This window comes from Pseudomonas amygdali (assembly GCF_002699855.1).
GTDB lineage: Bacteria > Pseudomonadota > Gammaproteobacteria > Pseudomonadales > Pseudomonadaceae > Aquipseudomonas > Aquipseudomonas amygdali.
In genome coordinates this window covers 20,316-35,214 of record NZ_LKBW01000266.1, presented here as the reverse complement: position 1 = coordinate 35,214, position 14,899 = coordinate 20,316, and the positions used below count along the sequence as shown (strand labels likewise).

The 14,899-nt window shown below is 57.3% G+C and carries 15 protein-coding genes; all 15 read left to right on the top strand.

What is annotated here, in order from left to right; genetic code table 11:
• Positions 1–163 precede the first annotated feature (163 nt).
• The 15 genes from rpsB (at position 164) to rnhB (ending at position 14,898) form a co-directional block, all read left to right on the top strand.
• Positions 164–907 carry a 30S ribosomal protein S2 gene (gene rpsB / locus AO277_RS17255; RefSeq protein WP_002554730.1) on the top strand — a complete coding sequence of 248 codons (744 nt, stop codon included), beginning with the start codon at positions 164–166 and terminating at the stop codon, positions 905–907.
• Between the two features lie 190 nt (positions 908–1,097).
• A complete protein-coding gene (gene tsf / locus AO277_RS17250; protein ID WP_002554729.1) occupies positions 1,098–1,961 on the top strand; it encodes a translation elongation factor Ts in 864 nt (287 codons plus the stop codon).
• 205 nt (positions 1,962–2,166) lie between these two features.
• Positions 2,167–2,910 (top strand): UMP kinase, encoded by a 744-nt coding sequence (gene pyrH, locus AO277_RS17245; protein ID WP_002554728.1) that lies wholly within the window; start codon positions 2,167–2,169, stop codon positions 2,908–2,910.
• Entirely contained in the window at positions 2,907–3,464 is a 558-nt protein-coding gene (frr, locus tag AO277_RS17240) for a ribosome recycling factor (RefSeq protein WP_031596309.1), read from the top strand. Before pyrH ends, frr begins: the two co-directional genes overlap by 4 nt.
• Positions 3,465–3,480: 16 nt before the next feature.
• The gene (uppS, locus tag AO277_RS17235; protein ID WP_044317340.1) at positions 3,481–4,236 is read left to right on the top strand and encodes a polyprenyl diphosphate synthase; all 756 of its coding nucleotides are present in this window, start codon (positions 3,481–3,483) and stop codon (positions 4,234–4,236) included.
• Entirely contained in the window at positions 4,236–5,051 is an 816-nt protein-coding gene (locus AO277_RS17230; RefSeq protein WP_044317341.1) for a phosphatidate cytidylyltransferase, read from the top strand. The genes uppS and AO277_RS17230 overlap by 1 nt, the downstream gene beginning before the upstream one ends.
• On the top strand, positions 5,048–6,238 hold the full coding sequence (gene ispC / locus AO277_RS17225; protein ID WP_044317342.1) for a 1-deoxy-D-xylulose-5-phosphate reductoisomerase: 1,191 nt from the start codon (positions 5,048–5,050) through the stop codon (positions 6,236–6,238). Before AO277_RS17230 ends, ispC begins: the two co-directional genes overlap by 4 nt.
• Positions 6,239–6,355: 117 nt before the next feature.
• The gene (gene rseP / locus AO277_RS17220) at positions 6,356–7,708 is read left to right on the top strand and encodes a sigma E protease regulator RseP (protein ID WP_044317343.1); all 1,353 of its coding nucleotides are present in this window, start codon (positions 6,356–6,358) and stop codon (positions 7,706–7,708) included.
• 74 nt (positions 7,709–7,782) lie between these two features.
• Complete coding sequence (gene bamA / locus AO277_RS17215; protein WP_044317344.1) at positions 7,783–10,158, top strand: outer membrane protein assembly factor BamA; 2,376 nt, start codon at positions 7,783–7,785, stop codon at positions 10,156–10,158.
• A 45-nt stretch (positions 10,159–10,203) separates the two neighbouring features.
• Positions 10,204–10,707: an OmpH/Skp family outer membrane protein gene (locus AO277_RS17210; RefSeq protein ID WP_002554721.1), complete on the top strand. Its 504-nt coding sequence runs from the start codon at positions 10,204–10,206 to the stop codon at positions 10,705–10,707.
• Between the two features lie 2 nt (positions 10,708–10,709).
• Positions 10,710–11,765, top strand: coding sequence for a UDP-3-O-(3-hydroxymyristoyl)glucosamine N-acyltransferase (lpxD, locus tag AO277_RS17205; protein WP_044317345.1), 1,056 nt, complete (start codon positions 10,710–10,712; stop codon positions 11,763–11,765).
• 109 nt (positions 11,766–11,874) lie between these two features.
• Positions 11,875–12,315, top strand: a complete 441-nt coding sequence (fabZ, locus tag AO277_RS17200; RefSeq protein ID WP_002554719.1) for a 3-hydroxyacyl-ACP dehydratase FabZ — start codon at positions 11,875–11,877, stop codon at positions 12,313–12,315.
• A complete protein-coding gene (gene lpxA, locus AO277_RS17195; RefSeq protein WP_044317346.1) occupies positions 12,312–13,088 on the top strand; it encodes an acyl-ACP--UDP-N-acetylglucosamine O-acyltransferase in 777 nt (258 codons plus the stop codon). Before fabZ ends, lpxA begins: the two co-directional genes overlap by 4 nt.
• Before the next feature lie 2 nt (positions 13,089–13,090).
• Positions 13,091–14,233, top strand: a complete 1,143-nt coding sequence (gene lpxB, locus AO277_RS17190) for a lipid-A-disaccharide synthase (RefSeq protein WP_044317347.1) — start codon at positions 13,091–13,093, stop codon at positions 14,231–14,233.
• Between the two features lie 11 nt (positions 14,234–14,244).
• Positions 14,245–14,898, top strand: coding sequence for a ribonuclease HII (gene rnhB / locus AO277_RS17185; RefSeq protein ID WP_002554716.1), 654 nt, complete (start codon positions 14,245–14,247; stop codon positions 14,896–14,898).
• Position 14,899 lies beyond the last annotated feature (1 nt).

Here is a 14,899-nt window from a genome sequence, read left to right as displayed (position 1 = left end):
TTCTCTTCCCTTTTGTGATATAAAATGCGCCGCTTTCCAAGGTCCGTCCTTGAAGCACAAACCCACACACGTGTCGACACGATGACCTGGGTGCCCTTGGCAGATGCCATTGGTTGGTCATTGGGATACGTGGAGGCCTAACCCGACTTATCAAGGAACTATCATGTCCCAAGTCAATATGCGCGATATGCTGAAGGCCGGTGTGCACTTCGGTCACCAAACCCGTTACTGGAACCCGAAAATGGGTAAGTACATTTTCGGCGCGCGTAACAAGATTCACATCATCAACCTTGAAAAAACCCTGCCTATGTTCAACGAAGCTCTGACTTTCGTTGAGCGCCTGGCTTCGGGCAAAAACAAGATTCTGTTCGTCGGCACCAAGCGTTCCGCTGGCAAAATCGTTGCTGAAGAAGCAGCACGTTGCGGTTCGCCGTACGTCGACCATCGCTGGTTGGGTGGCATGCTGACCAACTTCAAGACCATCCGTCAGTCGATCAAACGTCTGCGCGAGCTGGAAGTACAGTCCGAAGACGGTACTTTCGCCAAGCTGACCAAAAAAGAAGCCCTGATGCGCACCCGTGATCTGGAAAAACTGGATCGCAGCCTGGGTGGTATCAAGGATATGGGCGGTCTGCCAGACGCACTGTTCGTTATCGACGTTGATCACGAGCGCATCGCGATCACCGAAGCCAACAAGCTGGGCATCCCGGTTATCGGCGTTGTCGATACCAACAGCAGCCCGGAAGGCGTTGACTACATCATCCCGGGCAACGATGACGCCATTCGCGCCATCCAGCTGTACATGGGTTCGATGGCTGACGCTGTTATCCGTGGTCGTAACAATGTTGCTGGCGGCACCGACGTATTCGTCGAAGAAGCTCCAGCTGCAGCTGCTGTAGAAGGCTGAGTACAAACGCCTGGCGTTTACTCAGTACGCGAAAAGGGGGCTTAGCCCCCTTTTTGCCACCTAGGAAATGATTTGTCGGTCTGTAGCCATGACCTTGCTGTCATGTGTTGCTGCCACCCTGATTTTTCAAGAATTGCACGCCCGGCGAGCCGGGTGGAATGGTTGAAGACCTATCCAAGAGGATTTTGAAATGGCAGAGATTACTGCAGCGTTGGTCAAAGAACTGCGCGAGCGTACCGGCGAAGGCATGATGGACTGCAAAAAGGCCTTGACCAAGGCTGGCGGCGACATCGAAAAAGCAATCGACGATATGCGTGCTTCCGGCGCGATCAAGGCCGCCAAGAAAGCAGGCAACGTTGCTGCTGAAGGCGCGATCGCCATCAAGGATGACGGCAAGGCTGCTGTCATCATCGAAGTCAACTCGCAGACCGACTTCCTGGCTCTGCAGGACGACTTCAAGGCTTTCGTTGCTGCAAGCGTCGAAAAAGCCTTTGCTGACAAGCTGACTGATGTCGCTCCGCTGATCGAAGCTCAGGAAGCTGCACGTCTGGTGCTGGTCGGCAAGGTTGGCGAAAACGTCAACATCCGCCGCCTGAAGCGTATCGAGGGCGACGTTGTAGGTACTTACCTGCACGGTAACAAGATCGGTGTGGTAGTTACCCTCAAAGGTGGCAACGTCGAGCTGGCTAAAGATATCGCCATGCACGTAGCGGCAAGCAACCCCGAGTTCCTGTTCCCTTCGGAAGTTTCTGCCGAAGCGATCGAGCGCGAGAAAAACGTCTTCCTGCAACTGAACGAAGACAAGATCAAAGGCAAGCCAGCTGAAATCGTTGAAAAAATGGTTGGCGGCCGTATCACCAAGTTCCTGGCTGAAGCTAGCCTTGTCGAGCAGGCGTTCGTCAAGAACCCGGAAGTCAAGGTCGGTGATCTGGCCAAGAAAGCCGGTGCTGAAATCGTTTCCTTCACCTACTTCAAAGTAGGCGACGGCATCGAGAAGCCAGTTGATAACTTCGCTGACGAAGTGGCTGCACAGCTGGCTGCTGCCAAGCAGTAAGACGGTTTTTCAACTGTCGCCCCAAAGAGGCTGCCCGCTCACGCGTGCGGCCTCTTTGTCGAAAGAGAAAAGGAAATTTTCCTTGGAGATTGTGCTCACAAGGCTGCATTCTCCCGACGCTCGCAGAGCGTCAAGCTAAAGTAAGCGCAGGCTTGAAATAGCCAGCACAGATTTTTTTCAGAAAACGCCGCAGGAGAGATTCGCAATGGCTCAGCAGGGCAGTGGTTATCAGGCTCGCTATAAACGCATTCTACTCAAGCTCAGCGGTGAGGCCCTCATGGGCTCGGAAGAGTTCGGCATTGACCCCAAGGTGCTGGACCGTATGGCGCTGGAAGTCGGCCAGCTGGTCGGTATCGGTGTTCAGGTCGGTCTGGTGATCGGCGGCGGTAACCTTTTCCGTGGCGCAGCCTTGAGTGCTGCGGGTATGGATCGGGTAACAGGCGACCACATGGGCATGCTGGCCACTGTGATGAACGCCCTGGCAATGCGCGATGCGCTGGAGCGCGCTAATATCACGGCCATCGTGATGTCGGCCATTTCCATGCTGGGTGTGACCGATCATTATGATCGCCGCAAGGCCATGCGCCATCTCAGCGCCAAGGAAGTGGTGATTTTTGCTGCGGGTACGGGTAATCCGTTCTTTACGACCGATTCGGCTGCCTGCCTGCGCGCGATCGAGATCGACGCCGATGTAGTGCTCAAGGCCACCAAGGTGGATGGCGTGTATACCGCAGATCCGTTCAAGGACCCGAATGCCGAGAAGTTCGATCATTTGACTTACGATGAAGTGCTGGATCGCAAGTTGGGCGTGATGGATCTGACCGCAATCTGCCTGTGTCGCGATCACAAGATGCCATTGCGCGTCTTCAACATGAACAAGCCGGGTGCCCTTCTGAATATCGTCCATGGTGGCGCTGAAGGGACCCTGATCGAGGAAGCCCAACAATGATCAACGAAATCAAGAAAGACGCTCAGACCCGCATGCAGAAGAGTCTGGAGTCGCTGAACCACGCGTTCACCCGAATCCGCACCGGCAAGGCGCACCCGAGCATTCTGGGTGGTGTCATGGTCCCTTATTACGGTGCCGACACGCCGCTGAGTCAGGTTGCCAACGTGACCGTCAAGGACTCGCGCACTCTTCAGGTCGTGGCGTTCGAGCGTAATATGCTTGCTGCTGTCGACAAGGCCATCCAGAGCTCCGGTCTGGGCTTCAATCCGACCAACCTGGGTGAGCTGCTGCTGATCTCCATGCCGGCGCTGACCGAGGAAACCCGCAAGGGCTTCACCAAGCAGGCACGCGACGCCGCTGAAGACGCTCGTGTTGCTGTACGCAACATTCGTCGTGACGCCCTGAGCCAGTTGAAAGATCTGGTCAAGGAGAAGGAAATCAGCGAAGACGAAGAGCGTCGCGCGGCGGACGACGTGCAAAAGCTGACTGACAAATTCGTTGCTGAAATCGAAGTTGCTGTGAAGCAGAAAGAAGCTGATCTGATGGCTGTTTAAGGTTTCGGACGCTTTCATGGAAAAGATAAAACCGGCCGTGCCGTCTTCGGTACCGCGCCATGTCGCGATTATCATGGACGGTAATAATCGCTGGGCCAAGAAGCGCCTGCTGGCAGGCGTTGCTGGCCATAAGGCGGGCGTCGACGCTGTGCGGGCCGTTATCGAGGTGTGTGCCGAAGCCAAGGTCGAGGTGCTGACACTGTTCGCGTTCTCCAGTGAAAACTGGCAGCGCCCGGCCGAAGAGGTTGGTGCACTGATGGAGCTTTTCTTAACGGCGCTACGCCGTGAAACCAAGCGCCTGAACGAGAACGACATCAGCCTGCGGATCATTGGCGACCGCTCGCGCTTTCATCCCGAGCTGCAGGCTGCAATGCGCGAGGCGGAAGTGCGTACGTCCGGCAATAGCCGTTTCGTGCTGCAGATCGCTGCCAACTACGGTGGGCAATGGGACATCGCACAGGCTGCCCAGCGGCTGGCGCGCGAGGTTCAGGCCGGGCATCTGCAACCGGAGGATATAACCCCCGAGCTGCTGCAGACCTGTCTGGCAACGGGCGATCTGCCGTTGCCGGACCTGTGCATTCGCACCGGTGGCGAGCACCGCATCAGTAACTTCCTGCTTTGGCAGCTGGCCTACGCCGAGCTGTACTTCTCCGACCTGTTCTGGCCGGACTTCAAACACGATGCCATGCGCGCCGCGCTGGCAGATTTCGCTTCTCGCCAACGTCGCTTCGGTAAAACCAGCGAACAGGTAGAAGCTGGAGCCCGGGCTTAATGCTGAAACAACGGATCATCACGGCACTCATTCTGTTGCCGATCGCCTTGTGTGGTTTTTTCCTGCTGACCGGCATGTATTTCGCCCTGTTCATCGGGGTTGTTGTCGTGCTGGGTGCCTGGGAATGGGCGCGGCTCGCAGGTTTTGCTGCGCAGTCGATGCGCATCGGTTATGCGGCTGTGGTCGCAATTCTGCTATTCCTCATGTACCTGCTGCCAGGGTTGGAGCCCTGGGTGCTCGTCGCTGCAGTCATCTGGTGGGGCGTGGCGACCTTTCTGGTTCTTACCTATCCGGACTCCAGTAGCCACTGGGCAAGCGCGGCCTGCAAGCTGGTGATCGGTCTTTTGATTTTGCTGCCTGCCTGGCAGGGGTTGGTGCTGATCAAGCAGTGGCCGCTGGGTAACTGGCTGATTCTGTCAGTGATGGTGCTGGTCTGGGCTGCCGACATTGGCGCCTATTTCTCCGGCAAGGCTTTCGGCAAGCGCAAACTGGCCCCCAAGGTAAGTCCGGGCAAGAGCTGGGAGGGCGTATACGGCGGTCTTGCGGTCAGTCTGGGCATCATGGCCGCTGTGGGCGTTTCTCGTGACTGGACGGTTGCTCAGTTCATCGCCGGGCTTCTTGGCGCTGCTGTGATTGTGTTCATCTCCGTAATTGGCGACCTGACTGAAAGCATGTTCAAGCGCCAGTCAGGGGTCAAGGACAGCAGCAACCTGCTGCCTGGGCACGGCGGTGTGCTGGACCGTATCGACAGCCTTACTGCGGCCATTCCGGTATTTGCCGTTCTGCTCTGGGCCGCCGACTGGGGTGTCATGTGAGTGGGCCGCAACACATCACCATTCTGGGTGCAACAGGCTCTATCGGTCTGAGCACTCTGGATGTCGTCGCACGTCATCCTTCGCTTTATCAGGTGTTCGCGCTTACGGGCTTCAGTCGTCTCGATGAGTTGCTGGCCCTGTGCGTCCGGCATACCCCGCAATACGCCGTGGTTCCCGATCAGTTCGTCGCCCGTAAATTGCAGGACGACCTTGCTGCGGCCGGGCTCGACACCCGGGTTCTGGTGGGCGAGGGCGGTCTGTGTGAAGTGGCTGCGCACCCGCGCGTGGACGCTGTCATGGCCGCCATTGTCGGCGCTGCCGGTCTGCGCCCAACACTGGCTGCGGTCGAGGCGGGCAAAAAGGTCTTGCTGGCCAACAAGGAAGCGCTGGTCATGTCCGGCGACCTGTTTATGCAGGCTGTTCGGCAGAGCGGCGCAGTGCTGCTGCCCATCGACAGTGAGCACAATGCGATTTTCCAGTGCCTGCCGGGCGATTTTGCTCGCGGGCTTGGTGCTGTGGGTGTCAGGCGGATCATGTTGACGGCCTCGGGCGGGCCTTTCCGCGAAACCCCGCTCGAACAGTTGCAGAATGTAACGCCCGAACAGGCCTGCGCGCATCCTGTCTGGTCGATGGGGCGCAAGATTTCCGTTGATTCGGCGACCATGATGAACAAGGGGCTCGAGCTGATCGAAGCCTGCTGGTTGTTCGATGCACGTCCGGATCAGGTCGAGGTGGTCATCCATCCACAGAGCGTGATCCACTCGCTGGTCGATTATGTTGATGGCTCTGTGCTCGCTCAATTGGGCAATCCCGACATGCGCACGCCCATCGCCAATGCATTGGCCTGGCCTGCACGTGTAGACTCTGGCGTTGCGCCTCTGGATATGTTCCGTATCGGCCAGCTTGATTTTCAAAAGCCGGACGAGGAGCGTTTCCCCTGCCTGCGGTTAGCGCGTCATGCGGCAGAGGCTGGAGGCAGTGCGCCTGCCATGCTTAACGCAGCCAATGAAGTGGCTGTCGCTGCATTCCTCGATGGGCGTATCCGTTACCTGGAAATCGCCGGTATTATCGAGGAGGTTCTGAATCATGAGCCTGTGACTGCGGTCGAAGGGCTCGACGCGGTGTTTGCCGCGGATGCAAAAGCGCGTTTGCTCGCGGGCCAATGGCTTGAAAGAAACGCGCGATAGCGATCTGATGACCCGTCAGGATTTGAATGAAAGGGTCGATGTGGTGCGTCAACGGCAGGCTTTGAAGTCTGCGATGATTAACACACTGGCCGACCAGTCGGTACCCGGAGAAGGCTGATGAGCGCTTTATACATGATTCTCGGCACCCTGATAGCGTTGGGCGTGCTGGTGACCTTCCACGAATTCGGCCACTTCTGGGTGGCCAGGCGTTGCGGCGTCAAGGTGCTGCGTTTTTCGGTGGGCTTCGGCACGCCTCTTCTGCGTTGGAGTGATCGTCAGGGTACCGAGTACGTGGTCGCTGCAATTCCGCTGGGTGGCTATGTCAAAATGCTCGACGAGCGCGAAGGCAATGTCCCGCCCGAGCTTGCCGATCAGTCGTTCAACCGCAAGACCGTCGGGCAGCGTATCGCAATCGTGATCGCAGGCCCGACAGCCAATTTCCTGTTGGCCATCGCGTTTTTCTGGGTGCTGGCGATGATGGGCAGCGAGCAGGTTCGTCCGGTTATCGGTGCCGTGGAGTCCGGAAGCATCGCTCAGCAGGCGGGTCTGACTGCCGGGCAGGAAATCGTCGCAGTCGACGGCGAGCCGACGTCGGGCTGGGCGGGGGTCAATCTGCAACTGGTCCGCCGTCTGGGTGAAAGCGGCACCATCGCTTTGAAGCTCAGGGATCCGGGTTCGACGGTCGACACGTCTCGTGAGCTGGTGCTCAATGACTGGCTCCGGGGGGCTGAAGAGCCTGATCCGATCAAGTCGCTGGGTATTCGTCCGTGGCGCCCGGCCTTGTTGCCGGTGCTGGCAGAGATCGACCCGAAAGGTCCGGCGCAGAGTGCCGGGCTTAAAACCGGAGATCGCCTGATTTCGATGGACGGTCAGCCGCTCAATGAGTGGCAGCAGGTTGTTGACCGGGTACGCGAGCGCCCTGAAGCAAAAGTATCGCTGCGCATCGAGCGTGACGGTGTACAAATGGACGTCCCTGTAACCCTCTCCGCGAAAGGCGAAGGCAAGGCGGCCGCAGGTTATCTGCGGGCTGGCGTTAAAGCTGTCGATTGGCCACCGGAAATGCTGCGCGAGGTCAGCTACGGTCCTTTCGCCGCGATGGGTGAGGGGATAAAGCGCACGTGGAACATGAGCGTGCTGACCCTGGACTCACTGAAGAAAATGTTGTTCGGCGAGCTCTCGGTAAAAAACTTGAGTGGACCGATAACCATTGCTAAAGTGGCGGGCGATTCGGCCCAGTCGGGCATCGGAGATTTTCTGAACTTCCTCGCTTATCTGAGTATTAGCCTGGGTGTTCTGAATCTGCTGCCCATTCCCGTCCTGGACGGGGGGCATTTGCTGTTTTATCTGATCGAGTGGGCGCGTGGTCGTCCCCTTTCGGAAAAGGTTCAAGGTTGGGGGGCACAGATCGGTATCAGTCTGGTAGTGGGCGTAATGTTGCTCGCGCTGGTCAACGATCTGGGCCGACTGTAACGCTTTGCCGAGTTGCGAATCTGCCGCATTTTGCGGCAGTTTGTTTATTGCCAGTTGGAATAAGAAAGGACTTCATGAAACGTCTGCTGCTAACTGCGGTTCTTTCCGCACTGATGATCGCTGAAGTTCACGCCGAGTCCTTCACCATCTCCGATATTCGTGTCAATGGCCTCCAGCGGGTATCCGTCGGCAGTGTTTTTGGTGCGTTGCCGCTGAACGTAGGCGAGCAGGCGGACGATGGTCGTTTGGTCGATGCTACCCGTTCGCTGTTCAAAACCGGTTTCTTTCAAGATATCCAGCTGGGTCGCGATGGCAACGTACTCGTCATCAACGTCGTCGAGCGTCCTTCGGTTGCAAGTATCGAAATCGAAGGCAACAAGGCCATCTCCACCGAAGACCTGATGAAGGGGCTGAAACAGTCCGGTCTGGCCGAGGGTGAAATTTTCCAGCGTGCAACCCTTGAAGGTGTGCGTAACGAGCTGCAACGCCAATACGTTGCCCAGGGCCGTTACTCTGCTGAGGTTGACGCCGAGGTCGTTCCACAGCCGCGCAACCGCGTAGGCCTGAAAATCAACATCAATGAAGGCACCGTCGCCTCCATTCAGCATATCAACGTGGTGGGCAACACGGTCTTTTCCGACGAAGACCTGACCGACCTGTTCGAACTCAAGACCAGCAACTGGCTGTCGTTCTTCAAGAATGATGACAAGTACGCCCGTGAAAAGCTGTCGGGTGACCTTGAGCGTCTGCGTTCGTACTACCTCGATCGCGGCTATATCAACATGGATATCGCCTCGACCCAGGTCTCGATCACGCCGGACAAGAAGAACGTGTACATCACGGTCAACATCAACGAAGGCGAAAAATACAGCGTCAAGTCGGTCAAACTCAGCGGTGACCTGAAGGTTCCTGAGGACCAGGTCAAGTCTCTGCTGCTGGTACAGCCGGGTCAGGTGTTCTCGCGTAAGGTCATGACTACCACGTCCGAATTGATCACCCGTCGTCTGGGTAACGAAGGCTACACCTTCGCCAACGTCAACGGCGTGCCGACCCCGAACAACGAAGACCACACGGTCGACATCACCTTCGTGGTCGATCCTGGCAAGCGTGCCTACGTCAACCGCATCAACTACCGCGGTAACACCAAGTCGGAAGATGAAGTGCTGCGTCGCGAAATGCGTCAGATGGAAGGCGGCTGGGCTTCGACCTACCTGATCGACCAGTCGAAAACACGTCTGGATCGTCTGGGCTTCTTCAAGGAAGTCAACGTCGAGACGCCGCCTGTTCCGGGCACCGACGATCAGGTTGACGTGAACTACGCGGTTGAAGAGCAGGCGTCCGGCTCGATCACCGCCAGCGTCGGCTTCGCGCAAAGCGCCGGTCTGATCCTCGGTGGTTCGATCAGCCAGAACAACTTCCTCGGTACCGGTAACAAGGTCAGCATCGGTCTGACCCGCAGCGAATACCAGAGCCGTTACAACTTCAGCTACGTCGATCCGTACTACACGCCGGATGGTGTCAGCCTGGGTTACAGCGCCTTCTACCGCACCACCAACTACGATGACCTCGACGTTGATGTTGCAAGCTACGCGGTAGACAGCCTGGGTGCCGGTATCAACCTTGGCTACCCGATCAGCGAAACCTCGCGCCTGACCTACGGCCTGACCGTGCAGCAGGATGAGATCAAGACCGGCAAGTACACCGTTGACGAGATCTTCGACTTTGTTGAAAAAGAAGGCGACAAGTACCTGAACTTCAAGGGCTCGGTCGGCTGGTCTGAATCGACTCTGAACAAAGGCGTACTGGCGACCCGTGGTCATTCGCAAAGCCTGGTGTTCGAATCTACCTTACCGGGCAGCGACCTGTCGTTCTTCAAGCTGGATTACCGTGCGCAGTACTTCCACCCGATCACCGATAACTACACTCTGCGTCTGCACACAGAGCTAGGTTATGGCGACGGCTACGGTTCGACCTCGGGTCTGCCGTTCTACGAGAACTACTATGCCGGTGGTTTCAACTCGGTTCGTGGCTTCAAGGACAGCACGCTTGGTCCGCGCAGCACGCCTAGTAACGGTTCCAAACCCGGTACGTTGGCCGATCCGGACCAGGATCCACTGCCGTTCGGTGGTAATGCCCTGGTGCAGGGTGGCGTAGAAGTCATGTTCCCGCTGCCATTCGTCAAGGACCAGCGTTCCCTGCGCACCTCCGTGTTCTGGGATGTCGGCAACGTATTTGATACAAACTGCGATTCCAGCAGGAAGACAGCCAGTGGCAAAAACGTCGAATGCAACAACATCGACCTTTCCGGCATGGCCAGCTCTGTGGGTATCGGTGTCACCTGGATCACTGCGCTCGGCCCTCTGAGCTTCGCCTTGGCGATGCCGATCAAGAAGCCGGACGACGAAGCAGAAACTCAGGTCTTCCAATTCTCCCTGGGTCAGACTTTCTAAGCGTCTGATCTTTGATAACGCAACGAATTTTGTAGGAGTTGTATTGTGCGTAAGTTGACTCAATTGGTACTGCTGGCAACCGTTCTGGTCGCAAGCCCTGCATTTGCCGACATGAAAATTGCCGTACTGAACTATCAGATGGCCTTGCTGGAATCTGATGCTGCCAAGAAATACGCTGTTGATGCCGAGAAAAAATTCGGTCCGCAACTGACCAAGCTGAAGAGCCTGGAAAGCAGCGCCAAGGGTATCCAGGACCGTCTGGTCAGCGGCGGCGACAAGATGGCTCAGCCTGAGCGCGAGCGTCTGGAGCTTGAATTCAAGCAAAAGGCTCGTGACTTCCAGTTCCAGTCCAAGGAACTGAACGAAGCCAAGGCTGTTGCTGACCGTGAAATGCTCAAGCAGTTGAAGCCAAAACTGGATCAGGCTGTTGAAGAAGTCATCAAGAAAGGTGGTTTCGACCTGGTCTTCGAGCGCGGTGCAGTGATTGACGTCAAGCCTCAATACGACGTTACTCGCCAGGTCATCGAGCGCATGAACCAGCTGAAGTAACCATGAGCATAACCATCAAGCTCGGCCAATTGGCCGAGTTCCTTGGCGCTACGCTACGTGGCGACAAGGACAAGGACATCACCGGGCTGGCTGCTTTACAAGAAGCCGGCCCTGGTCAAATCAGTTTCCTGGCAAAATCTCAATACCGTAAATTTCTGGTCGATGCCCAGGCTGCTGCCGTGCTGCTAAAGCCCGCAGATGCCGACAGCTACACCGGAGATGCGCTATTGGTCCCGGATCCTTACCTGGCCTATGCGCGCATTTCGCACTTTTTTGACCCCAAGCCCAAAAGCGTGGCGGGCGTTCATCCGACGGCAGTGATTGCCGACGATGCTGAGGTTGATCCTGCCGCCAGTATTGGCGCTTTCGTTGTTATCGAGAGCGGTGCCCGTATTGCAGCCGATGTCACCATTGGTGCGCACAGCTTCATCGGTGCGCGTTGCGAAATCGGTGAAGGTGGCTGGCTGGCCCCGCGGGTAACGCTTTATCACGATGTGCGCATCGGCAAACGTGTGGTCATTCAGTCGGGCGCGGTGCTGGGCGGTGAAGGTTTCGGCTTTGCCAATGAGAAGGGTGTCTGGCAGAAAATTGCACAAATCGGTGGCGTCACTTTGGGTGATGACGTCGAGATCGGCGTTAATACGGCGATCGATCGCGGTGCTCTGGCCGATACGCGAATTGGCAACGGTGTGAAGCTGGACAACCAGATTCAGATTGCCCACAACGTGCAGGTTGGCGATCACACAGCGATGGCTGCGTGTGTTGGCATCTCCGGAAGCACCATAATCGGCAAGCACTGCATGCTGGCCGGCGGTGTCGGCCTGGTAGGGCATATCGAAATCTGTGATGGTGTTTTCATCACCGGCATGACGATGGTGACGCATTCCATTACCGAGCCGGGTTCGTACTCGTCCGGTACTGCCATGCAGCCGGCCGCCGAGTGGCGCAAGAGTGCAGCTCGTCTGCGCAAGATCGATGATATGGCGCGACGTCTGCAAAAGCTTGAAAAGGCTGTAGAGACGGTGACCTGCGCCGATAATCGCTCATCTGATGGCTGATACCTTTTTAATATCAAGCGTGCACAGTCGATAAACTGCCTCCTTGATGTAGAGGGGTGCTGCGCAGTCGCGACGCACCCCTAATCTTTACTACAGGCTTCCCCTCGAAATGATGGACATCAAAGAAATTCGCGAATACCTGCCTCATCGTTACCCGTTCCTGCTGGTGGACCGCGTGACCGAGCTGGATATCGAGAACAAGAACATTCGCGCCTACAAGAATGTCAGCGTCAACGAGCCTTTTTTCAACGGCCACTTCCCCGAGCATCCCATCATGCCGGGTGTGCTGATCATCGAAGCTATGGCGCAGGCTGCCGGTATTCTTGCGTTCAAGATGCTCGACTCCAAGCCGTCAGACGGTACGCTCTATTATTTCGTGGGTTCTGACAAACTGCGTTTCCGTCAACCGGTTCTGCCGGGCGACCAGCTGGTTCTTGAAGCGAAGTTCCTGAGCAGCAAGCGTCAGATCTGGAAGTTCGAGTGCAAGGCTACAGTTGACGGCAAGGCGGTATGCTCTGCCGAAATCATCTGTGCGGAACGTAAACTATGAGTTTGATTGACCCTCGCGCAATCATCGATCCGACGGCCATTCTGGCCGACAACGTTGAGGTTGGCCCCTGGTCGATCATCGGAGCCGGTGTGGAAATTGGCGAGGGTACAGTCGTCGGTCCTCATGTTGTCCTTAAGGGACCCACCAGGATCGGCAAGCACAATCGCATCTACCAGTTCTCATCGGTGGGCGAAGACACGCCTGATCTGAAATACAAGGGCGAGGAAACCCGTCTTGTCATCGGTGATCACAATGTGATCCGTGAAGGTGTGACCATCCACCGCGGGACTGTTCAGGACCGTGCCGAAACCACGCTGGGCGATCACAACCTGATCATGGCTTATGCACACATCGGCCATGACAGTGTGATCGGCAACCACGTGATACTGGTCAACAACACCGCGCTGGCAGGCCACGTTCATGTCGATGACTGGGCCATCCTGTCCGGTTTTACTCTTGTGCATCAGTTCTGCCATATCGGTGCTCACAGCTTTTCCGGCATGGGTACGGCCATCGGCAAGGACGTTCCGGCGTTCGTGACGGTGTTTGGCAACCCGGCCGAAGCGCGCAGCATGAATTTCGAGGGCATGCGCCGTCGTGGTTTTTCCGAAGAAGCCATTCATGCGCTGCGCAGAGCCTACAAGACAGTCTATCGTCAGGGGCTGACCATCGCTCAGGCGGCGGCCGACCTTGCCGAGCCGGCGGCGCAGTTCCCTGAAGTGGCCGTATTCCTTCAGTCTATCCAGACGTCGCCCCGCGGTATCATTCGCTAATCATGACCACGCCATTATGTATCGCTCTGGTCGCTGGTGAAGCATCCGGCGATATCCTCGGGTCCGGCCTTATGCGCGCCCTCAAGGTGCGCCATCCCGATATCCGTTTCATCGGCGTGGGTGGCCCGTTGATGGAGGCTGAGGGCATGCAGTCCTACTTCCCGATGGAGCGCCTGTCGGTGATGGGGCTGGTCGAGGTGCTTGGCAGGCTGCGTGAGCTGCTGGCTCGTCGCAAGCTGCTGGTACAGACCCTCATCAATGAAAAGCCGGACGTCTTCATCGGCATCGATGCCCCCGACTTCACACTCAATATCGAACTTCAGCTACGCCGCGCGGGCATCAAGACCGTGCACTATGTCAGCCCGTCAGTCTGGGCCTGGCGTCAGAAGCGTGTGCTGAAGATTCGTGAAGGCTGTGATCTGATGCTGACATTGTTGCCATTCGAAGCCCGTTTCTATGAAGAGAAGGGCGTACCGGTACGCTTTGTCGGTCACCCGCTGGCAGACACCATCCCTCTGGAGTCAGATCGCGCCGCAGCCCGCGCAGGGCTTGGCCTTGCTCAGGAAGCGCCCGTTGTTGCGTTAATGCCGGGCAGCCGGGGCGGCGAAGTAGGTCGTTTGGGCGGTTTGTTTTTCGATGCTGCCGAGCTTCTTCTCGCCCAGCGCCCTGGCTTGCGCTTCGTACTGCCCTGCGCCAGTCCTCAGCGACGGGCTCAGGTAGAGCAGCTGTTACAAGGCCGCAATCTGCCAGTCACGCTGCTCGACGGGCGGTCGCATGTGGCGCTGGCAGCATGCGATGCGGTACTGATCGCCTCCGGCACCGCGACTCTGGAAGCCCTGCTTTACAAGCGGCCTATGGTGGTGGCCTACCGTCTGGCACCGCTGACCTTCTGGATACTCAAGCGGATGGTCAAAAGCCCTTACGTGTCGCTGCCTAACCTGCTTGCCCAGCGCCTGCTGGTGCCAGAACTGCTGCAGGATGACGCCACCCCCGAAGTGTTGGCGCGGACGCTGCTGCCGCTGATCGACGACGGTCAGGCGCAAACCGCAGGCTTTGATGCCATTCACCGTATTTTGCGTCGAGATGCGTCCAATCAGGCCGCTGATGCGGTGTTGAGCCTGCTCGGCCAGTCGTCTTCACTGTGAGGTCGCCCATCATGCAAACAGGTCTGGATTTCACACTCGTCGAGGATCTGGTAGCAGGTGTTGATGAAGTAGGCCGTGGCCCGCTGTGCGGCGCGGTTGTAACGGCGGCAGTCATTCTCGACCCTGCCCGACCTATTCTCGGGCTCAACGACTCAAAGAAGCTGACTGAAGCCCGGCGCGAAAAACTCTACGTCGAAATTCAGGAGAAGGCCCTGTGCTGGTTCATTGCCCGGGCTGAAGTTGAAGAAATCGACCAATTGAATATTTTGCACGCCACGATGCTGGCCATGAAACGTGCCGTCGAGGGGCTGAGTATCACGCCGAAGCTGGCGCTCATCGACGGTAACCGTTGCCCGCAGTTGTCAGTGCCTTCTGCGCCGGTTGTAAAGGGCGACTCCAGGGTGCCTGCCATCGCGGCCGCGTCGATTCTCGCCAAGGTCAGCCGGGATCGGGAAATGGCAGCGTTCGAACTCATCTATCCGGGTTATGGCATCGGTGGGCACAAGGGTTATCCTACGCCGGTGCACCTGGAGGCATTGGCCAGGCTCGGACCTACGCCCATTCACCGACGCTCCTTTGCACCTGTGCGTGCAGCCCATGAAGCGCGAGCATCCATAATGATCGGCGGGTCGATCCCGCTGCCAGTCGGTTTATTGCAGGACTGAC